This window comes from Pseudomonas inefficax, assembly GCF_900277125.1.
Lineage (GTDB): Bacteria > Pseudomonadota > Gammaproteobacteria > Pseudomonadales > Pseudomonadaceae > Aquipseudomonas > Aquipseudomonas inefficax.
This window is the reverse complement of sequence record NZ_OPYN01000221.1, coordinates 1-19,490: the sequence shown is the minus strand read 5'-3', so window position 1 is coordinate 19,490 and position 19,490 is coordinate 1. Positions and strand designations below refer to the sequence as shown.

19 protein-coding genes are annotated in these 19,490 nt (G+C 62.7%); 15 read left to right on the top strand and 4 right to left on the bottom strand.

Annotation, left to right across the window (positions count from 1 at the left end):
• Window positions 1–2: 2 nt before the first annotated feature.
• The gene (gene dksA / locus JV551A3_RS27205) at window positions 3–446 is read right to left on the bottom strand and encodes an RNA polymerase-binding protein DksA (protein ID WP_025340685.1); all 444 of its coding nucleotides are present in this window, start codon (window positions 444–446) and stop codon (window positions 3–5) included.
• Between the two features lie 210 nt (window positions 447–656).
• Between dksA and JV551A3_RS27200 the strand changes: the two genes are divergently transcribed.
• Window positions 657–1,829 carry a pyridoxal phosphate-dependent aminotransferase gene (locus tag JV551A3_RS27200; RefSeq protein WP_133975522.1) on the top strand — a complete coding sequence of 391 codons (1,173 nt, stop codon included), beginning with the start codon at window positions 657–659 and terminating at the stop codon, window positions 1,827–1,829.
• Window positions 1,829–2,542, top strand: coding sequence for a DNA/RNA nuclease SfsA (gene sfsA, locus JV551A3_RS27195; protein WP_133975520.1), 714 nt, complete (start codon window positions 1,829–1,831; stop codon window positions 2,540–2,542). The genes JV551A3_RS27200 and sfsA overlap by 1 nt, the downstream gene beginning before the upstream one ends.
• Here the strand turns inward: sfsA and JV551A3_RS27190 are convergent.
• Window positions 2,532–2,849, bottom strand: a complete 318-nt coding sequence (locus JV551A3_RS27190) for a Rieske (2Fe-2S) protein (RefSeq protein ID WP_133975518.1) — start codon at window positions 2,847–2,849, stop codon at window positions 2,532–2,534. The genes sfsA and JV551A3_RS27190 overlap by 11 nt on opposite strands.
• A gap of 148 nt (window positions 2,850–2,997) precedes the next feature.
• On the opposite strand from JV551A3_RS27190, the gene JV551A3_RS27185 reads away from it, so the two are divergent.
• The 4 genes from JV551A3_RS27185 to JV551A3_RS27170 all read left to right on the top strand — a co-directional run bounded on the left by JV551A3_RS27185 (window position 2,998) and on the right by JV551A3_RS27170 (window position 6,767).
• Complete coding sequence (locus JV551A3_RS27185; protein WP_133975516.1) at window positions 2,998–3,882, top strand: heme/hemin ABC transporter substrate-binding protein; 885 nt, start codon at window positions 2,998–3,000, stop codon at window positions 3,880–3,882.
• A gap of 50 nt (window positions 3,883–3,932) precedes the next feature.
• On the top strand, window positions 3,933–4,916 hold the full coding sequence (locus JV551A3_RS27180) for a FecCD family ABC transporter permease (protein WP_166674309.1): 984 nt from the start codon (window positions 3,933–3,935) through the stop codon (window positions 4,914–4,916).
• Entirely contained in the window at window positions 4,916–5,683 is a 768-nt protein-coding gene (locus JV551A3_RS27175) for a heme ABC transporter ATP-binding protein (RefSeq protein WP_133975512.1), read from the top strand. Before JV551A3_RS27180 ends, JV551A3_RS27175 begins: the two co-directional genes overlap by 1 nt.
• 202 nt (window positions 5,684–5,885) lie before the next feature.
• Window positions 5,886–6,767: a ChaN family lipoprotein gene (locus JV551A3_RS27170; RefSeq protein ID WP_133975510.1), complete on the top strand. Its 882-nt coding sequence runs from the start codon at window positions 5,886–5,888 to the stop codon at window positions 6,765–6,767.
• 178 nt (window positions 6,768–6,945) lie between these two features.
• Here JV551A3_RS27170 and JV551A3_RS27165 read toward each other — a convergent pair whose 3' ends face one another.
• Together JV551A3_RS27165 and JV551A3_RS27160 are read right to left on the bottom strand one after the other, a co-directional pair.
• A complete protein-coding gene (locus JV551A3_RS27165; RefSeq protein ID WP_013974260.1) occupies window positions 6,946–7,224 on the bottom strand; it encodes a TfoX/Sxy family protein in 279 nt (92 codons plus the stop codon).
• A gap of 238 nt (window positions 7,225–7,462) precedes the next feature.
• Window positions 7,463–9,025, bottom strand: a complete 1,563-nt coding sequence (locus JV551A3_RS27160; protein ID WP_133975508.1) for a bifunctional aminoglycoside phosphotransferase/ATP-binding protein — start codon at window positions 9,023–9,025, stop codon at window positions 7,463–7,465.
• 116 nt (window positions 9,026–9,141) lie between these two features.
• Here JV551A3_RS27160 and mrcB point away from each other — a divergent pair, with 116 nt between their 5' ends.
• The 9 genes from mrcB to msrQ all read left to right on the top strand — a co-directional run bounded on the left by mrcB (window position 9,142) and on the right by msrQ (window position 19,033).
• A complete protein-coding gene (gene mrcB / locus JV551A3_RS27155; RefSeq protein WP_112250061.1) occupies window positions 9,142–11,463 on the top strand; it encodes a penicillin-binding protein 1B in 2,322 nt (773 codons plus the stop codon).
• 15 nt (window positions 11,464–11,478) lie between these two features.
• Window positions 11,479–12,297 carry a tetratricopeptide repeat protein gene (locus tag JV551A3_RS27150; RefSeq protein WP_133975506.1) on the top strand — a complete coding sequence of 273 codons (819 nt, stop codon included), beginning with the start codon at window positions 11,479–11,481 and terminating at the stop codon, window positions 12,295–12,297.
• A complete protein-coding gene (locus tag JV551A3_RS27145; protein ID WP_112250065.1) occupies window positions 12,297–12,629 on the top strand; it encodes a YqcC family protein in 333 nt (110 codons plus the stop codon). The genes JV551A3_RS27150 and JV551A3_RS27145 overlap by 1 nt, the downstream gene beginning before the upstream one ends.
• Window positions 12,630–13,037: 408 nt before the next feature.
• Complete coding sequence (locus JV551A3_RS27140) at window positions 13,038–14,762, top strand: acetolactate synthase 3 large subunit (protein ID WP_133975504.1); 1,725 nt, start codon at window positions 13,038–13,040, stop codon at window positions 14,760–14,762.
• Between the two features lies 1 nt (window position 14,763).
• Window positions 14,764–15,255, top strand: coding sequence for an acetolactate synthase small subunit (gene ilvN, locus JV551A3_RS27135; RefSeq protein ID WP_003250040.1), 492 nt, complete (start codon window positions 14,764–14,766; stop codon window positions 15,253–15,255).
• A gap of 55 nt (window positions 15,256–15,310) precedes the next feature.
• Entirely contained in the window at window positions 15,311–16,327 is a 1,017-nt protein-coding gene (ilvC, locus tag JV551A3_RS27130) for a ketol-acid reductoisomerase (protein ID WP_054885606.1), read from the top strand.
• Window positions 16,328–16,477: 150 nt separating this feature from the next.
• A complete protein-coding gene (gene pssA / locus JV551A3_RS27125; RefSeq protein ID WP_009685387.1) occupies window positions 16,478–17,329 on the top strand; it encodes a CDP-diacylglycerol--serine O-phosphatidyltransferase in 852 nt (283 codons plus the stop codon).
• Window positions 17,330–17,408: 79 nt separating this feature from the next.
• A complete protein-coding gene (msrP, locus tag JV551A3_RS27120) occupies window positions 17,409–18,422 on the top strand; it encodes a protein-methionine-sulfoxide reductase catalytic subunit MsrP (RefSeq protein ID WP_133975502.1) in 1,014 nt (337 codons plus the stop codon).
• Window positions 18,422–19,033, top strand: a complete 612-nt coding sequence (gene msrQ / locus JV551A3_RS27115; RefSeq protein ID WP_133975500.1) for a protein-methionine-sulfoxide reductase heme-binding subunit MsrQ — start codon at window positions 18,422–18,424, stop codon at window positions 19,031–19,033. The genes msrP and msrQ overlap by 1 nt, the downstream gene beginning before the upstream one ends.
• The last annotated feature ends 457 nt before the right edge of the window (window positions 19,034–19,490 follow it).

The window sequence follows — 19,490 nt, the reverse complement described above, 5'->3', positions numbered from 1 at the left end:
GATCAGCCTTTGCCGACTGTCTTTTCCTTTTTCTCGGCGATTTCCTTGCAATCGAAGCACAGGTCGGCGGTAGGGCGCGCCTCCAGGCGGCGCAGGCCGATCTCGATGCCGCACGATTCGCACCAGCCGTATTCGTCGGCCTTGATCTTGTCGAGGGTCTTGTCGATTTTCTTGATCAGCTTGCGCTCGCGATCGCGGTTGCGCAGCTCCAGGGCGAATTCTTCTTCCTGGCTGGCGCGGTCGGCCGGGTCGGGGAAGTTGGCTGCCTCGTCCTTCATGTGGTCCACAGTGCGGTCGACACTGTTCATCAGCTCTTGCTTCCAGGCGCCGAGAAGCTTGGTGAAGTGCTTTTTCATGGGCTCGCCCATGTACTCTTCACCCTTGGTTTCTACGTAGGGCTCGACACCGTACATGGTCTGGGCTTTTTGCTTTTCTACGGTGGACATGAATAGACCGCCTCTCACTCATCTGATCCAATGCGCAGGCTGCTCCATCTCCGGCACCCGCCGGCCCTGCGACTGCGAGCCGCCGAACTTACCAGATAGATCGGGGGTGCGCTACCCCGCCCGATCCTGGTAATTGACAGCGGCGCGAGCCGCACGTTCGGTGGCGTGCAGAGGTAGAATCTCCAGTTTAGACCCAATTGAGAGAAGGTCATGGCCCACACCTACAGTGCGCGCAGCCGCGCCATCGAACCCTTCCACGTCATGGCGCTGCTGGCCCGGGCCAACGAGTTGCAGGCGGCCGGACACGACGTGATCCACCTGGAAATCGGCGAGCCGGACTTCACCACGGCCGCGCCCATCGTTGCCGCCGGCCAGGCAGCACTGGCTGCCGGGCACACCCGCTACACCGCCGCACGCGGCCTGCCGGCGCTGCGCGAAGCCATCGCCGGTTTCTACGGCCAGCGTTATGGCCTGAGTATCGACCCTGAGCGGATTCTCATCACTCCGGGCGGCTCCGGTGCGCTGCTGCTGGCCAGCAGCCTGCTGGTCGACCCAGGCAAGCACTGGCTGCTGGCCGACCCAGGCTACCCGTGCAACCGTCACTTCCTGCGCCTGGTCGAGGGCGGGGCGCAGCTGGTGCCGGTGGGCCCGGAGGTGAATTACCAGCTGACCGCCGACCTTGTCGACCGCTACTGGGACAAGGACACGGTCGGTGCCCTGGTCGCCTCGCCGGCCAACCCGACTGGCACCGTGCTGGGTCGTGACGAGCTGGCCGGCCTGTCCCGCGCCACCCGCGAACGGCATGGCCACCTGGTGGTGGACGAGATCTACCACGGGCTGACCTATGGCATGGACGCGCCCAGCGTGCTGGAAGTGGACGACTCGGCATTCGTGCTGAATAGTTTTTCCAAGTATTTCGGCATGACCGGTTGGCGCCTTGGCTGGTTGGTGGCGCCTCCTGGCGCGGTTGCCGACCTGGAGAAGCTGGCACAAAACCTGTACATCAGTGCGCCAAGCATGGCCCAGCATGCCGCGCTGGCGTGTTTCCAGCCCGAAACCCTGGCCATTTTCGAGGAGCGCCGCGCCGAATTCGCCCGCCGCCGCGACTACCTGTTGCCCGCCCTGCGCGAACTGGGCTTCCGCATTGCTGTCGAGCCTCAGGGCGCGTTCTACCTGTATGCCGACATCAGTGCCTTTGGCGGTGACGCATTCGCCTTCTGCCGGCACTTCCTGGAGACCGAACACCTGGCCTTCACCCCGGGGCTGGACTTCGGCCGTCACCTGGCCGGCCACCATGTGCGCTTTGCCTACACCCAGAGCCTGCCACGCCTGGAAGAGGCGGTGCAGCGGATTGCTCGTGGCCTGCGGAGTTGGCAAGGCTGATGCAGTTCCATCCCCCACTCGAACAAGGCCGCCTGCTGCGCCGCTACAAACGCTTTCTGGCGGATATCGAACTGACCGGCGGCGAACAACTGACCATCCACTGCCCGAACACCGGCTCCATGCTCAACTGCATGCGTGAAGGCGGGCAGGTGTGGTTCAGCCGCTCCAACGACCCCAAGCGCAAGCTGCCGGGCACCTGGGAAATCAGCGAAACTCCGCAGGGGCGGCTGGCCTGTGTGAACACCGGGCGGGCCAATACGCTGGTTGAAGAGGCCCTGCGTGCCGGCATCATCGCCGAACTAGCCGGCTTCAGTGCTCTAAGGCGTGAAGTGGCCTACGGCGAGGAAGGCAGCCGCATCGACTTTCGCCTGGAGTTCGACGGTGCCCCGGCCTATGTCGAGGTCAAGAGCGTGACCCTGGGCTACCCAGGCAGCACGGTTGCGGCCTTCCCTGATGCGGTGACCCAGCGCGGTGCCAAGCACCTGCGCGAGCTGGCGAAGCTGGCCAGGCAGGGCGTGCGGGCGGTACAGCTGTATTGCGTGAACCTGACCGGCATCGACGCGGTGCGCCCGGCCGAGGAGATCGATGCGGCCTATGCCCAGGCCCTGCGCGCGGCGGTGGCGGAAGGGGTGGAGGTGCTGGCCTACGGCACACGCCTGGACGCCGAAGGTATCGTCATCGACCGCCGCCTGCCGGTGCTACTTACCCCTTGAACCAGATGCCCTGGCTGTCCTCGTGGCAGCCTAGGGCCTGCAGTTGTTCGCCCTCGCACGGCCCGGCCACGCATTCGCCGTTTTCGATCAGGAACAGCGCGCCATGATGGGCGCAGTGGATCAGGCTGGCGCTGTCATCGAGAAATGCATCTTCCGCCCAGTTCAGCGGGATGCCGCGGTGCGGGCAACGGTTGCGGTAGAGATACACTCGGCCTTGGCGGCGCACGCCGAACAGTTCGATGCCGTCTACGCTGAAGGCGCGGCTTTGGCCTTCGGTCAGACCGTGGGAGGTACAAAGGAAGTGCATGGCAAGGACGACTCGTGAAACAAGTGTTGGCTTGACGCTTCAATGCGAATAATTATCAAATTGCCCGCATTCGCTGCGCCCGGCTGCCTATGGTGCGCAGTTCCGTCGCTCGCCACAAGGCGCGCGGCCCGCCTGCAGAAGGAACCCGATGATGCGCCGTCCCGTCGCCTTGCTCGCCCTGTGCGCGAGCCTTGTGCTCTCTACCCAGGCCCTGGCGGCCGAGCTGCCGCAGCGTTGGGTCAGTGCTGGTGGTGCACTGAGCGAATGGATCAGCGCGCTGGGTGGTGAAGCGCGGTTGGTGGGTGTGGACACTACCAGCCAGCATCCGCCATCGCTGAAATCACTGCCCAGTGTCGGCTACCAGCGGCAGCTGTCTGCGGAAGGCATTCTCAGCCTGCGCCCGGATGTGCTGGTGGGCACCGAGGAAATGGGGCCGCCACCGGTACTGGCGCAAATCCGCAAGGCTGGCGTGCGGGTCGAGCTGTTCTCCAGCAAGGCCGAGCTGGCGGCGGTGGATGAAAACCTCAAGCACTTGGGGCAATTGTTGGGCGCAGAGCAGCAGGCCGCCGTGTTGGCGTCGGGCTACCACCAGCAGCTCGATGCCATGCAAGCCAAGGTCAGGCAGGCCCAGGCCGGGCAAAAGGCGCCAGGGGTATTGCTGCTGGTCGGGCATGCCGGCGCCAAGCCGCTGATTGCTGGGCAGGGCACCGCCGGTGATTGGCTGCTGAGCCGGGCAGGTGGGCGCAACCTGGCAGAACATCAGGGCTACAAGAATTTCTCCAGCGAAGCACTAGCGGCTCTGGACCCGGATGTGATCGTGTTTTCCGACCGGGCTCTGGCCGATGAGCAGGCTCTGCAGGCGTTGCTGAAAGAAAACCCTGCGCTGGCCGCCTCGCGCGCCGTACGCGAGAAGCGCCTGGTATCGCTTGATGCAACGCTGCTGGTCGGCGGGCTCGGGCCACGCTTGCCGGCAACCCTGCAGGCCCTGACAGCCACCTTCTACCCGGCTGCCAAGGCCAGTCTCGCCCAATGAAGCAGCGGGTCCGGCCACGCACGCTGTTCGTTTGCCTGAGCCTGTTGTGCCTGTTGGCGGTGTGGTTGTCATTGGCCTTGGGGCCAGTCAGCCTGCCGCTGTTCGATACCCTGCGTGCCGGCCTGCGCCTGCTGGGGCTGCCCATTGCCGCTGATGGCCTGCAGCAGGCCGAGATGATCCTCGGCCAGATTCGCCTGCCGCGCACCTTGCTGGGGCTGGCGGTGGGCGCGGTGCTGGCGTTGTCCGGTGTGGCCATGCAGGGGCTGTTCCGTAATCCGCTGGCCGACCCCGGGCTGGTAGGGGTTGCGGCCGGAGCGGCGGTGGGCGCGGCAGTGGCCATCGTTGGCGGCAGTTGGCTGGGCGGTTTGCCGGATATGCTTGCCCCTTACCTGTTGTCGCTGTGTGCTTTCATCGGCGGGTTGGGGGTGACTGCGCTGGTATATCGCCTGGGCCGGCGTGATGGCCAGACCAACGTCGCCACGATGCTGCTGGCCGGTGTGGCCATGACCGCGTTGGGCGGTGCTGCCGTGGGGCTGTTCTCCTACCTGGCCGACGACGCCACGTTGCGCACGCTGACCTTCTGGAACCTGGGCAGCCTCAATGGCGCCAGTTACCAGCGGCTGTGGCCATTGCTGGTGGTGGCTGCGGGCGTGGCGGTATGGCTGCCACGTCGGGCCAAGGCGTTGAATGCCATGCTGCTGGGGGAGTCGGAAGCGCGTCACTTGGGTATCGATGTGGAGCGGCTTAAGCGCGAGCTGGTGTTCTGCACGGCGCTGGGTGTGGGGGCGGCGGTAGCGGCAGCGGGGCTGATCGGCTTCATCGGGCTGGTGGTGCCGCACCTGGTGCGCTTGCTGGCCGGGCCTGATCACCGGGTGGTGCTGCCAGCTTCCTTGTTGGCGGGCGGCGTGCTGATGCTGTTCGCCGATTTGGCGGCGCGGCTGTTGCTGGCGCCTGCAGAGCTGCCGATTGGCATCGTCACGGCTTTTATCGGTGCGCCGTTTTTCCTGTTCCTGCTGATACGAGGACGCAGCTGATGTTGCAAGCCGAGGGGCTGTACTTGCGGCGAGGCAGCAACGAAGTGCTGCACGGCATTCATCTGCAGCTGAGCCCAGGGCTGGTGGTGGGCGTGCTCGGCCCCAACGGTGCCGGCAAGAGCAGCCTGCTGGGTGTACTGTGTGGTGAACTGGTACCCGATCGAGGGCAGGTGACGCTACAGGGCAGGCCGCTGGCCGACTGGGCCGGACAGGAACGGGCCAGGCGTCTGGCGGTGTTGCCGCAGGTGTCCAGCCTGGGGTTCTCGTTCCGGGTCGAGGAAGTGGTGGGCATGGGGCGCATGCCTCATGGCACCGGGCAGCGGCGCGATGCGGAAATCGTCGAAGCGGCCTTGCGGGCGGCGGATGCCTGGCACCTGGTGGAGCGCAGTTACCTGGCGTTGTCTGGCGGCGAGCGGCAACGCGTGCACCTGGCGCGAGTGCTGGCGCAGCTATGGCCGGGCGAGGCGGGTACCACGCTGCTGCTCGACGAGCCAACCTCGATGCTCGACCCGCTGCACCAGCACACCACCCTGGAAGCCGTGCGCCGCTTTGCCGAGCGTGGCGCTGCAGTGCTGGTGATCCTGCATGACCTGAACCTGGCGGCGCGCTACTGTGACCGTATCCTGCTGCTGGAACAGGGGCACTGCCATGCCTTTGCCGCACCTGAAGCCGTGCTGACGCCGGCGGCGTTGAAGGCGGTTTACGGGATCGATGTACTGGTACAGGCGCACCCGGAGCGTGGGCATCCGCTGATCATCACCCGTTGATGTGAGGATTCAAGACGCCGAGGCGTGCGCGATTTTTGTGGGAGCGGCCTTGTGTCGCGAAAGGGCCGCAAAGCGGCCCCGGATTTTCAGCAGTGATGCACAAATTGCTGGGGCTGCTCCGCAGCCCTTTCGCGACACAAGGCCGCTCCCACAAGAGCCGGTGCAGGCCTATACATTGTTGAGTGACATGGAGGTACTGCCCATGCGACATCCGCTGCTGTCCGCTTTCTCGCTGTGCCTGGTGCTGGTACTGGGTGGCTGCCAGGCCAGCCTGCCACCGCTGCCCGGCAGGCAGAGCAGTGAGGGGCGCAGCCATGCCGAGCTGGGGCATATCGTCGATCTCGCCGATGGCCAGTTGATCAGCCCTGAGCAACTGGTACAGCGCCTGTCTACCGCCCCCAGGGTGCTGGTCGGCGAGAAACACGACAATCCTGACCATCACGCACTGCAGTTATGGCTGCTACGCGCCCTGCAACGCCAACGTGTGCAGGGCAGCCTGCTGCTGGAAATGCTGCAGCCTGAACAGCAACCGCTGCTGGACAAGCTCGCCGGGCAACCTTTGCCGGCAGACCTGGCCCAGGCCCTGGCCTGGCAGGATGGCTGGGATTGGCAGTTGTACGGGCCAATTGTGACCGAGGCTTTGCAGCAGCGAGTACCTTTGCTGGCCGCCAACCTGTCGCCCGGCGAGATGCGCCAGGCCTATCGGCAGCCGGTTTCGTTACCGGGCGAACGGTCCAATGCGCCGAAGGTGAAGGCCGCCTTGCTGGAGCATGTGCGTGCCGGGCATTGCGGGATGCTGCCAGAAAGCCGGTTGCCGGCAATGCTGGCCGTGCAGCAGCAGCGCGACCGGCGCATGGCCGAGCGCTTGCTGGCGGCGCCGCAGCCGGCACTGCTGCTGGCCGGGGCTTATCACGTGCGCAAGGATCTGGGTGTGCCGTTGCACTTGGCTGACCTGAACGCGCAGGGGGAGAGCAAGGTACTGCTGCTGGCCGAGGTCGGTGAGCAGGTCGATGCAGGCGAGGCTGATTTTGTGTGGTACACGGCCGCTATGCCGGAGCAGGACTATTGCGCGCAACTGCGGTGACAGGGCTGAAAAAAGGCAAAAAAAACCCGGCAAATTGCCGGGTCAATAACCGTGATTAGCCTGATGAGGAGATAATCTGAGAGTCCGAACCAGGGGCTCTTAGCTTATCCAACCAGTCTCGCGACCAGTCGTGATAATCATAACGATTCTCATTTCTGCGTCAATCCCCTTCTCGGGATTATTTCTGATTTTTTTGCGCAGGGCTTTTCGCATCCAGTTGTTGATTGAGCGCTTCTTTGCGCTCTAGCGGCAAATCGTTCCAGTGCATGTCCAGCAGGGCGCCTTCAATGGCATACAACAGCACCTTCGATGCGCGGAACCCTCGTGTCTTCACGGCCTGGTAAGCACCCACCGCGCCCAGGCGGCGCAGATCCGATGCACTGTGGATGCCGGCTGCATGCAGCCACTGCGCAGAGGTCTTGCCAAGGTTCTTCAGATGCTGCAATTCATCGTTCATCGAGCCTCCTTGCGATGGCTGAACGGGGATTGGGGGATAAATCGCGAGCAGGTCAGAGAGGAGTGTAGCGGGGGATGGGAAATGCGCGGCCTTTTGCCATGGGGGGCGACGAGATGTCCTGCACTGGCCTCTTCGCGGGCTTGCCCGCTCCCACAGGTGAGGCGCAGCTTCAAGGACTGCGCTGTACCTGTGGGAGCGGGCAAGCCCGCGAAGAGGCCAGCCCAGGAAAACTCTGAACTTACAGCCCAGGCAAGCGCTGGCGAATCTGCTCGATCACCTGGTCCATGCTCCCGGCACTCTGGGTATCGACGCGGGTGCTCTGCACCAGCTCCTGTGCATCCAGTGGCTCACGGCTGGCCTGCTGGGCCTTGACCACTTCCAGGGTGGCATCCGACGGGTCGGTGTTTTCTGCCCGGCGCTGCTCCAGCCAGCTGGCGATGACAGCATCCGGCGCGTGGCAGTCGAGGATCAGGAACGGCACGCCGGTCTGGCTGGCGATGTTCGCCGCGGCCTGGCGCTGATCGCGCTTGAGGTAGGTGGCATCCAGCACCACCGGGAAGCCGGCCCGCAGCACGGTTGCCGCCACCTCGTGCAGGCGCTGGTAGGTCGCGACACTGGCGTCCTGGTCATAGATGCCGCTACTCAGCAAGCCAGCGTCAGCCTGCTGCTGTTCGCCGAACAGGCGTTTGCGCTCCACATCCGAACGCACGCGGACGGCGCCCAGCGCCTCGACCATTCGCATGGCCACGTGGCTTTTGCCCACTGCCGAAACACCGTGGGTAATGGCCAGCAGGCGCGACGGGATGGCGCTGTAGCTTTCTGCCAGGTTGGCATAGTTGCGGTAGGTGCGCAGGGTGGTGGCGCGCTGCACGCCATCGGCATCGGCCGGCATGCTGAACAGCGCCACCTTGGCCCGTACCAGCGCTCGGTAGGCTTTGTAGAAGTTGAGCAGTTCCAGGCCTTCGTAGTCGCCGGTCAGTTCCAGATACTGGCTGATGAAACGGCGGGCCAGGCATTTAAGGCCGCGGTCTTCCAGGTCCATGGCGAGGAAGCCGGTATCGGCGTAAACGTCGGTCAGGCGGAACGGTTCGTTGAACTCGATGCAGTCGAAGATCACCACCTTGCCGTCGATCAGGGTGGCGTTGCCCAGGTGGATGTCACCGTGGCATTCACGGATGAAACCGTTGGCCTTGCGCTTTTCCAGCAGGCCATGCAGGCGCTCGAAGCTGCTGCGTGCCCAGGCCTGCAGGGCGTCGAGTTGTTGCAGGTCGGCCTTGTCGCTGAGGAACGGGCGAATCTGCTCGAAGTTCTGCTCCACCGGTGCCATCACGCTGTCCGGCGTGCCCAGCGGGTGCTCCACCGGCACGCGTGGAGCCTGCAGGTGGAACTCGGCGATCTGCCGGGCCATCTGGTCGATGTGCGCGGCGTTCAGTTCGCCGTTGGCCTGCAGGGTGTTGAGCATCTGCCCCTGGGGGAACTGGCGCATCTTCAGCACGTATTCAATGGCTTCGCCTTCACCACCGATCTGCGGCGCGTCGACGCTACCGGTGATCGGCAGCACTTCCAGGTACAGGCCGTCGGTCAGGCGCTGGTTCAGGCGCAATTCTTCGTTACAGAAATGCTGGCGCTGGTCCAGGCCGGTGAAGTCGAGGAAGCCGAAGTTCATCGGTTTTTTGATCTTGTAGGCATACTCGCCGGTGAGCAGGACCCAGGAGATATGCGTCTCGATGAGCTGGAACCCATCCACGGGGTGAGGGTACAGGGCTGGGTTCTGCAACGCAGTGATAAGGGCTTGGCTCACGGGAAATCCTTCCGGGGGCAGGGAATTCGAATGCGCCATTATGGTCAATGGTGCCGTCCCTGCCTACCGCCGGGGGCGTCTGCCCAGCCTTTATAAAGTGCGTATAATCCGCCGCCATGACCCGAACCCGAAATCCCCGTACCCCTCAGAAACGCCCGACCGGCCGCTCCCGCGCCTGGCTGGGCTGGGCTTTGAAGCTCAGCCTGGTCGGCCTGGTGATCGTCGCTGGCTTCGCGGTTTACCTCGATGCCGTCGTCCAGGAAAAGTTTTCCGGCAAGCGCTGGACCATTCCCGCCAAGGTGTATGCCCGGCCGCTGGAGCTGTTCACCGGCCAGAAGCTGAGCAAGAACGACTTCCTCACCGAGCTGGATGCGCTTGGCTACCGGCGTGAAAGCGCGGCCAACGGCCCGGGCGCGGCGGCAGTCAACGGCAATACCGTCGAGCTCAATACCCGTGGCTTCCAGTTCTACGAGGGCATGGAGCCGGCGCAGTTCGTGCGTGTGCGCTTCTCCGGCGATTACGTGGCGGGCCTTTCCGGCGCCAACGGCAAGACGCTCGACGTAGTGCGCTTGGAGCCGCTGATGATCGGCGGCATCTATCCGAAAAACCTCGAAGACCGCATCCTGATCAAGATCGACCAGGTGCCGCCGTATCTGCTCGAAACCCTGGTGGCGACGGAAGACCGCGACTTCTATAGCCACTTCGGGGTGTCTCCGAAGTCCATCGCCCGGGCCATGTGGGTCAACACCTCGGCAGGTTCCATGCGCCAGGGTGGCAGTACCCTGACCCAGCAGTTGGTGAAGAACTTCTACCTAACCAGCGAGCGCAGCCTCAGCCGCAAGCTGACCGAGGCGATGATGGCCGTGCTGCTGGAATTGCACTACGACAAGCGCGAGATCCTCGAGGCCTACCTGAACGAAGTGTTTGTCGGCCAGGATGGCCAGCGTGCGGTGCACGGCTTCGGCCTCGCCAGCCAGTTCTTCTTCAGCCAACCGCTGTCGGAGCTGAAATTGCACCAGATCGCCTTGCTGGTGGGCATGGTCAAGGGGCCGTCCTACTACAACCCGCGTCGCTACCCCGACCGCGCCCTGGCCCGCCGCAACCTGGTACTCGACCTGGTGGCCGAGCAGGGCGTGGCCAGCCAGGCAGAAGTCGATGCAGCGAAGAAGATGCCGCTGGGCGTGACCAAGCGCGGCAGCCTGGCCGACAGCTCGTTCCCGGCGTTCCTCGACCTGGTCAAGCGTCAGCTGCGCCAGGACTACCGCGATGAAGACTTGACCGAAGAAGGCCTGCGCATCTTCACCAGCTTTGACCCGATCCTGCAGATGAAGGCCGAAACCTCGATGAGCGAGACCTTCAAGCGCCTGGCGGGCCGCAAGGGGGCGGACGAGGTTGAGTCGGCGATGGTCGTGACCAACCCGGAAACCGGTGAGGTGCAGGCACTGATCGGCAGCCGCCAGGCCGGCTTCGCCGGGTTCAACCGCGCGATCGATGCCGTGCGGCCGATCGGCTCGCTGGTCAAGCCAGCGGTGTACCTGACCGCGCTGGAGCAGCCGACCAGGTACACCCTGACCAGCCTGGTGCAGGACGAACCGTTCTCGGTAAAAGGTGCCGACGGCCAGGTCTGGCGCCCACAAAACTACGACCGCCGCCCGCACGGCACCATCTACCTGTACCAGGGGCTGGCCAACTCCTACAACCTGTCGACTGCCAAGATCGGCCTGGATGTGGGCGTGCCCAATGTGATCAAGACCATTGGCCGGCTGGGTGTGAATGTCGACTGGCCAGCCTTCCCGGCCATGCTGCTGGGTGCCGGTGGCATGTCGCCGATGCAGGTCGCGACCATGTACCAGACCATCGCCAATGGCGGCTTCAACACCCCGATGCGCGGTATCCGCAGCGTGCTGACCGCCGAGGGCGAGCCGCTCAAGCGCTACCCGTTCCAGATCCAGCAAACGTTCGACCCGGGGGCTATCTACCTGGTGCAGAACGCCATGCAGCGGGTGATGCGCGAAGGTACCGGCCGCTCGGTGTACAACACGTTGCCGCGCAATCTCACCCTGGCGGGCAAGACCGGTACCAGTAACGATTCGCGTGACAGCTGGTTCTCCGGCTTCAGTCAGGACCTGCTGGCCGTGGTATGGATGGGCCGCGACGATAACGGCAAGACGCCATTTACCGGTGCTACCGGTGCCCTGCAGGTGTGGACCAGCTTCATGAAAAAGGCCGACCCGCTGCCGCTGGACATGCCGCAACCGGACAACGTGGTGCAGGCCTGGATCGACCCATACAGTGGCCACGGGTCTGATGGCAGCTGTCCGGGAGCGGTGCAGATGCCGTATATTCGCGGGAGTGAACCGCCCGCCGGCGCGGCCTGTGGCGGCGAGCAGGATCCAGTTGAATCGGTCATGGACTGGGTCAAGGGCTGGATGAATTAAGCACAGGCTGCATTGATGAGGTGTGACGTGAACAAGTGGCTGTTTCCTGCCGTGACGGCGCTGGCTGTGCTCCAGGGGTGCGCCAGCGTCCCGCGCGGCAATATTCCGGTGGTCGACTCGAGCACCCGCGTGTCCAACAGTGAACGCGTGACGGCCAACCGCTCTGCCGGTGGCTATAACGCGGGCACCGCGCAGGCACAAACGCTGCCTGAGGACTCGGGCGTCACCGTGATGATCCCGCAGGGCGCGGGCGCTTCGAGCATTCAGACGTTCCCGGCGGCAAATGGCGCGGCGCCGATCAGCACCTCGCCGATTACCCCGGGGCCGATCACTCCAGGACCGATTACCACCGAACCGGTCAGTTCGGCACCTATGACCACCAACCCCAACCCGATCGCCGACGAACCCTTCGACATCGCGGCGATGAACAGCGCCCCGCAGAGCACCAGCGCGCCAACTGGCATTCCGCGTAGCAGCGCCGCTGCAGGTGGCCTGTCGGCCGACGAGCAGCTGGACGGCCCGGTGCTGGCGCTGCTGACCACTGCGAAGACCCAGCAGGGCAGTGGTGACTTCAACGGTGCCGCCTCGAGCCTGGAGCGTGCCCAGCGCATTGCCCCACGCGAGCCGCAGGTGCTGTACCGCCTGGCCCAGGTGCGCCTGTCGCAAGGTGATGCGCCGCAGGCCGAGCAGTTGGCGCGTCGTGCCCTGACTTACGCCAATGGCCGCCCGAGCCTGCAGGCCGAACTGTGGAACACCATCGCCCAGGCCCGCGAGAAGCAGGGTGACAGCGCTGGTGCCGCCCTGGCCCGGCAAAAGGCACGGGTCAATTCGTGATGATCGAGCAGCGCATTCTGGATATTGCCGACCATCTGCTGCTGATCGAGCGTGAGCTGCAGGTGCAAGGCTGGTGGGATGACGAGCCGCCAAGCGACGAGGCACTGGCCAGTGCTGTGCCTTTCGCTGTCGATACCCTCAGTTTCGAGCAGTGGCTGCAATGGATCTTCCTGCCGCGCATGAAGATCATCATCGAGCTGGGCCACCCGCTGCCCAACGCCTCTGGCATCCTGGTCATGGCCGAAACCGTGTTTACCGACCGGCCAGAGCAAAGTCGCGAGCTACGCCGCCTGTTGGCAGCATTTGATCAATTGATTGCTCCTTCCGCCTGATTTCTTCAGTTTTTCCTTCAAGGGCCGCAGATTGTGGCCCTTTTTTGTGGAAATCTTATTTATTCTGCTGCTGAAGCGATTTTTAGTGGTGGCAGGAATTCATCTTGGGGAAAAATTGGCAATAATTTTTCTTGACTTGTTGGCCCCGAATCAGAAGAATCCAATCTCCGCTGTAGAGGGACTGCCAGAAGCAGACCCGCTAAGCAGATCATGAGGCGCACACCCGCGCCGACCTGTTACACCCCGCAACGCGTTACCTCGCGCTGGGTGGGAAAACCCCGCAACACTCTGGGGCGCTCCCAATACTTGCTCAGTCAGTGCTGACGTTCGCTCATGCTCTGCTTGGCAGTAAACCTATTAAGACCCGTCCAGTGAGGACGGTATTCTGGCGTTTTAGAGGTGAACAACGTGGAGCTTTTATCTGGCGCTGAGATGGTCGTCCGCTTCTTGCGTGACGAAGGCGTTAAGCACATCTACGGGTACCCTGGTGGTGCTCTCCTGCATGTTTACGACGCGCTGTTCAAGGAACCGGAAGTCGAGCACATCCTGGTTCGTCATGAGCAGGCAGCTACCCATATGGCGGACGGCTACGCCCGCGCCACCGGCAAGGCCGGCGTGGTGCTGGTAACCTCCGGCCCGGGCGCGACCAATGCCATTACCGGTATTGCCACCGCCTACATGGACTCGATTCCGATGGTCATCCTGTCCGGCCAGGTGCCTAGCACCATGGTGGGTACCGATGCCTTCCAGGAAACTGACATGATCGGTATTTCGCGGCCGATCGTGAAGCACAGCTTCATGATCAAGCATGCCAGCGAAATCCCCGAAGTCTTGAAAAAAGCATTCTACCTGGCGCAATCCGGTCGCCCAGGCCCGGTCGTGGTCGACATTCCAAAAGATATGACCAACCCGGCCGAGAAGTTCGAATACGTCTACCCGAAAAAGGTCAAGCTGCGCTCCTACAGCCCGGCGGTACGCGGCCACTCCGGCCAGATCCGCAAGGCAGCCGAGATGCTGCTGGCGGCCAAGCGCCCGATCGTCTACTCCGGTGGCGGCGTGATCCTCGGTGGTGGCTCCGAAGCCCTGACCGAAATCGCCAAATCGTTGAACCTGCCGGTCACCAATACCCTGATGGGGCTGGGTGGCTTCCCGGGTACCGACCGCCAGTTCCTCGGCATGCTGGGCATGCACGGCAGCTTCACTGCCAACATGGCCATGCACAATGCCGACGTCATCTTCGCCGTCGGTGCTCGCTTTGACGACCGCGTGGTCAACGGCCCGGCCAAGTTCTGCCCGAACGCCAAGATCATCCACATCGACATCGACCCGGCGTCGATCTCCAAGATGATCAAGGCCGACGTGCCGATTGTCGGCCCGGTCGACAGCGTGCTCAGCGAAATGCTCGGCATCCTCAAGGAAATCGGCGAGCAGCCTGACAAGGCGGCGCTGGATGCCTGGTGGAAGCAGATCGACGAATGGCGTGGCGATGGCGAGCTGTTCCCCTACGACAAGGGCGACGGCAATGTCATCAAACCGCAGAAAGTCATCGAGACCCTGTGCGAAGTGACCAATGGCGATGCCTTCGTCACCTCCGACGTTGGCCAGCACCAGATGTTCGCTGCGCAGTACTACCGCTTCAACAAGCCGAACCGCTGGATCAACTCCGGTGGCCTGGGCACCATGGGCTTCGGCTTCCCGGCGGCGATGGGCGTCAAGCTCAACTTCCCGGACCAGGACGTGGCCTGTGTGACCGGCGAAGGCAGCATCCAGATGAACATCCAGGAGCTGTCCACCTGCATGCAGTACGGCCTGCCGGTGAAGATCGTCAACCTGAACAACGGTGTGCTGGGCATGGTCCGCCAGTGGCAGGACATGGCCTACAACGGTCGTCACTCGCACTCGTATGTCGAGTCGCTGCCTGACTTCATCAAGCTGGCCGAGGCCTATGGCCATGTGGGTATCCGCATCACCAGCCTGAAGGACCTCAAGCCGAAGCTGGAAGAAGCGTTCGCGATGAAGGACCGCCTGGTGTTCATCGACATCGCGGTTGACCGCAGTGAGCACGTCTATCCGATGCAGATCAAGGATGGCTCGATGCGTGACATGTGGCTGAGCAAGACGGAGCGTACCTGATATGCGGCACATCATCTCCCTGCTGCTGGAAAACGAACCAGGTGCGTTGTCCCGCGTGGTCGGCCTGTTCTCCCAGCGTAACTACAACATTGAAAGCCTGACCGTGGCGCCGACCGAAGACCCGACCCTGTCGCGTCTGACGCTGACCACCGTTGGCCATGACGAAGTGATCGAACAGATCACCAAGAACCTGAACAAGCTGGTCGAAGTGGTCAAGCTCGTCGACCTGTCGGAAAGCGCTCACATCGAGCGTGAACTGATGCTGGTCAAGGTCAAGGCCACCGGTGCCCAGCGCGCCGAGATCAAGCGCACCACGGATATCTTCCGTGGCCAGATCGTCGATGTGACCGCCAGCGTGTACACCGTACAGCTGAGCGGCACCAGCGATAAACTGGACAGCTTCATCCAGGCGATCGGCACCGCATCGATTCTCGAAACCGTGCGCAGCGGCGTTACCGGCATTGCCCGTGGCGACAAAGTGCTCAGCATCTAAATTCAAAAATTAGCGATGGCTCCGCAGGGGCCGAGATATAACCAGGGGTATTTTCATGAAAGTTTTCTACGATAAAGACTGCGACCTTTCCATCATCCAGGGTAAGAAAGTCGCCATCATCGGTTACGGTTCCCAGGGCCACGCTCAGGCGTGCAACCTGAAGGACTCCGGTGTAGATGTCACCATCGGTCTGCGTAAAGGTTCGGCCACCGTTGCCAAGGCAGAAGCCCACGGCCTGAAAGTGACCGACGTTGCCTCTGCCGTCGCTGCTGCCGACCTGGTCATGATCCTGACCCCGGACGAGTTCCAGGGCCAGCTGTACAAGCAGGAAATCGAGCCGAACATCAAGAAGGGCGCTACCCTGGCCTTCTCCCACGGCTTCGCGATCCACTACAACCAGGTCGTTCCGCGTGCCGACCTCGACGTGATCATGATCGCGCCGAAAGCACCTGGCCACACCGTGCGCTCCGAGTTCGTCAAAGGCGGAGGTATCCCTGACCTGATCGCCATCTACCAGGACGCTTCGGGCAATGCCAAGAACGTTGCACTGTCTTACGCTTCGGGCGTAGGCGGCGGCCGTACCGGTATCATCGAAACCACCTTCAAGGACGAAACCGAAACCGACCTGTTCGGTGAGCAGGCCGTTCTGTGCGGCGGTACCGTCGAGCTGGTCAAGGCCGGTTTCGAAACTCTGGTCGAAGCTGGCTACGCGCCGGAAATGGCTTACTTCGAGTGCCTGCACGAGCTGAAGCTGATCGTTGACCTCATGTACGAAGGCGGCATCGCCAACATGAACTACTCGATCTCCAACAACGCCGAGTACGGTGAGTACGTAACCGGTCCGGAAGTCATCAACGAAGAATCCCGCAAGGCCATGCGCAACGCCCTGAAGCGCATCCAGGACGGCGAGTACGCGAAGATGTTCATCTCCGAAGGTGCTACCAACTACCCATCGATGACTGCCAAGCGCCGCAACAACGCCGCTCACGGCATCGAAATCATCGGCGAGCAACTGCGCTCGATGATGCCGTGGATTTCGGCTAACAAAATCGTCGACAAGACCAAGAACTGAGTCTTATCGAAAGATGAAAAACGCGGCTTTGGCCGCGTTTTTTCGTTCTGACAGTCAGCTTCTGGTATAAAGCAGACCAGTGGCCTGCCGTCAGAACCTGTTTTGCAGGCCCGTGTCGAACATTTTCCATCCTGTTGCAAGGTACCCTCCATGAGCGAACGTCCCGAAGAGCCGAACAAGCCCTCCGACGCCGAAAGCCTGCTACCTGTCGATGAGCACGTTGAAGAAGGGCATGACGCCGAAGGGCGCAAGGTGCGCCACCGTGGCATCTACCTGCTGCCCAACCTGTTTACCACCGCCAACCTGTTTGCCGGTTTCTATTCCATCATCAGCTCGATGAGCGCGCAGAGCGCCCTGAGTGCCGGTGACCCGCGCGAGGCGAGCAAATACTTTGCCTTCGCCGCCATCGCCATCTTCGTGGCCATGGTGCTCGACGGCCTCGATGGCCGTGTCGCGCGTATGACCAACACCCAAAGCGCCTTTGGTGCCGAGTACGACTCGCTGTCGGACATGGTTGCCTTCGGTGTGGCTCCGGCTTTGCTCGCCTTTGGCTGGGCGCTTGGCGACATGGGCAAGGTCGGCTGGATGGTCGCCTTCATCTATGTGGCCGGTGCAGCACTGCGCCTGGCACGTTTCAATACCCAGGTCGGCACCGCCGACAAGCGCTACTTCATCGGCCTGGCCAGCCCGGCTGCTGCGGGCGTGGTCGCTGGTACCGTGTGGGCGTTCAGCGACTACGGCATCCAGGGCTCCAAGCTGTCGTTCCTGGTGGCGCTGCTGGTGGCCGCTGCCGGCATGTTGATGGTCAGCAATATCAAGTACAACAGCTTCAAGGAGCTGGACCTCAAGGGCCGTGTGCCGTTCGTGGCGATCCTGGCCGTGGTGCTGGTGTTTGCCGTGGTGTTCAGCGACCCGCCCCGCATCCTGCTGCTGATCTTCCTCGCCTATGCGGCTTCGGGGCCGATCCAGTTCCTGCTGAAGTCGCGCCGTCGTAAAGCGTGACAATCATTTAATGCTGGAATAACCCGCCGGCTCCATAGTCTTACTGGTACATCCGTTATCCAGTGCTGTGGAGCCGCTCATGCTCATCAAGCTACCCAGGTCTTCCGAGTGCAAGGCATCGGAGATCACCCCCGAAGGTATCTACCTCTCCCGTCGTACTCTGCTGGGTGGCTCGTTGGCTGGCTTGGCCCTGGGCGCCTTGCCGGGCATGGCGCGTGCAGCTGAAGCCAGCCGTTACGCCGATGTCGAGGCGGGCAAGGCGCCTGGCTGGTTCAATGAAAAGCTTGCGGCCGCCCGATGGCAGGCGGTAACGGTCACGGGTGAAGCAATCACACCGTTCAAGGATGCCACCCACTACAACAACTTCTATGAGTTCGGGCCCGACAAGGGCGACCCGGCAGCCAATGGCGACAGCCTGAAAACCGAGCCGTGGAGTGTTGTGATCGATGGCGAGGTAGGTAAGCCCGGGCGCTATGCACTGGAAGACTTCGTCAAGCCGTACCAACTTGAGGAGCGCATCTACCGGCTGCGTTGCGTGGAGGCTTGGTCGATGGTCATTCCGTGGCTGGGCTTCCCCTTGGCGCAGGTGCTCAAGCAGGTCGAGCCGACGTCCAAGGCGCATTATGTGCGCTTCGAAACCCTGAAAGACCCAGAGCACATGCCAGGGCAGCGTTCGGGTTTCGCCCTGATCGACTGGCCTTATAGAGAAGGCTTGCGCCTGGATGAGGCTATGCATCCGTTGGCGATCCTGGCGGTGGGTATGTATGGCCGCGAGCTGCCCAACCAGAATGGCGCGCCGTTACGGCTGGTGGTGCCGTGGAAGTATGGTTTCAAGAGCATCAAGTCGATCGTGCGTATCAGCCTGGTTGCCGAACGCCCCGGTACCACCTGGGAAGGGCTGGCACCGGATGAGTATGGGTTTTATGCCAACGTGAACCCGACGGTCGACCACCCGCGTTGGAGCCAGGCGCGTGAGCGGCGGCTGCCCAGCGGGCTGTTCAGTCCCAATGTGCGCGAAACCCAGATGTTCAATGGCTATGCCGATGAAGTGGCGTCGCTGTATGCCGGGCTCGATCTACGGAAGAACTATTGATGCGTCACCCATGGTTTCGTCTGGCCATCTTCATCGTGGGGTGCCTGTTCCCGGCGTGGTGGTTGTATGAGGCGGCGATGAGTCTGCTGGGGCCTGATCCCGGGAAGATCATGATGGATCGTCTCGGGCTCGGCGCGCTGACCTTCCTGCTGGTTACTTTGGGTATGACGCCGCTGCAGAAGCTGACGGGGTGGTCGGGCTGGATCGTGGTCCGGCGGCAGCTGGGGTTGTGGGTGTTTGCCTATATCGTGCTGCACATCCTGGCTTATCTGTTCTTTATCCTTGGGCTGGATTGGGGACAGCTGGCGGTGGAGTTGCGCAAGCGGCCCTACATTATTGTGGGGGCGCTGGGGTTTCTTGGGTTGCTGGTGTTCGCGGTTACCTCGAATCGGTATAGCCAGCGGCGGTTGGGAGCGCGTTGGAAGAAGCTGCACCGGTTGGTGTATGCCGTGCTCGGGTTGGGGTTGTTGCATTTCTTGTGGATCGTGCGTTCGGATCTGCGGGAGTGGGCGATCTATGCGGGTATTGGGGTGGTGTTGATGGTGTTGCGGGTTCCGGCGGTTTCGCGGGTGCTGCCCAAGGTTGGGCGGAGGCAGGGGCGGGCGGTTTGAGAGTGGGTGGGGCTGCTAGGGGGCTGTCTTGGGATGGCATTGGCTTTGAGAGGTGCCTGTCTTAGGTTCTCTGGCGCCTGTGAGATCGAGCGCCGCCCGCGCGGCGCTTCGCAGCACAAGGCTGCTCCTACATCTGTTTCGGGCCAGTCTCTCCTGTGCCTGGCGCGCGCGACCGCCTTGTCTGTCCCATTCAAATATCGAAGGTTGCGCCTGCTGCTCTTCAGCAATCTCCAGCCATACACCTAGGGTACGCGCGCCAATGGCGCAGGAATGATTGGCCCGAAACAGATGTAGGAGCAGCCTTGTGCTGCGAAGCGCCGCGCGGGCGGCGCTCGATCTCTCAGGCGCAGAATGTGTTGTGGCGGTCACCTGGCGGCCTTGATAGTGTCTTCGCCTGGAATATTTCGAATATATGAAATTAAAGGTTGACGCCCCTCCGAATCCCCTTATAATGCGC

Excerpts from the sequence above, each read along its gene's own strand:
- msrQ (WP_133975500.1), top strand. The coding sequence starts at position 18,422 with ATGCGTCACCCATGGTTTCGTCTGGCCATCTTCATCGTGGGGTGCCTG.
- dksA (WP_025340685.1), bottom strand. The coding sequence starts at position 446 with ATGTCCACCGTAGAAAAGCAAAAAGCCCAGACCATGTACGGTGTCGAG.
- JV551A3_RS27170 (WP_133975510.1), top strand. The coding sequence starts at position 5,886 with ATGCGACATCCGCTGCTGTCCGCTTTCTCGCTGTGCCTGGTGCTGGTA.
- mrcB (WP_112250061.1), top strand. The coding sequence starts at position 9,142 with ATGACCCGAACCCGAAATCCCCGTACCCCTCAGAAACGCCCGACCGGC.
- JV551A3_RS27200 (WP_133975522.1), top strand. The coding sequence starts at position 657 with ATGGCCCACACCTACAGTGCGCGCAGCCGCGCCATCGAACCCTTCCAC.
- pssA (WP_009685387.1), top strand. The coding sequence starts at position 16,478 with ATGAGCGAACGTCCCGAAGAGCCGAACAAGCCCTCCGACGCCGAAAGC.
- JV551A3_RS27190 (WP_133975518.1), bottom strand. The coding sequence starts at position 2,849 with ATGCACTTCCTTTGTACCTCCCACGGTCTGACCGAAGGCCAAAGCCGC.
- JV551A3_RS27175 (WP_133975512.1), top strand. The coding sequence starts at position 4,916 with ATGTTGCAAGCCGAGGGGCTGTACTTGCGGCGAGGCAGCAACGAAGTG.
- ilvN (WP_003250040.1), top strand. The coding sequence starts at position 14,764 with ATGCGGCACATCATCTCCCTGCTGCTGGAAAACGAACCAGGTGCGTTG.
- sfsA (WP_133975520.1), top strand. The coding sequence starts at position 1,829 with ATGCAGTTCCATCCCCCACTCGAACAAGGCCGCCTGCTGCGCCGCTAC.
- JV551A3_RS27165 (WP_013974260.1), bottom strand. The coding sequence starts at position 7,224 with ATGAACGATGAATTGCAGCATCTGAAGAACCTTGGCAAGACCTCTGCG.
- JV551A3_RS27150 (WP_133975506.1), top strand. The coding sequence starts at position 11,479 with ATGAGGTGTGACGTGAACAAGTGGCTGTTTCCTGCCGTGACGGCGCTG.
- msrP (WP_133975502.1), top strand. The coding sequence starts at position 17,409 with ATGCTCATCAAGCTACCCAGGTCTTCCGAGTGCAAGGCATCGGAGATC.
- JV551A3_RS27185 (WP_133975516.1), top strand. The coding sequence starts at position 2,998 with ATGATGCGCCGTCCCGTCGCCTTGCTCGCCCTGTGCGCGAGCCTTGTG.
- ilvC (WP_054885606.1), top strand. The coding sequence starts at position 15,311 with ATGAAAGTTTTCTACGATAAAGACTGCGACCTTTCCATCATCCAGGGT.
- JV551A3_RS27145 (WP_112250065.1), top strand. The coding sequence starts at position 12,297 with ATGATCGAGCAGCGCATTCTGGATATTGCCGACCATCTGCTGCTGATC.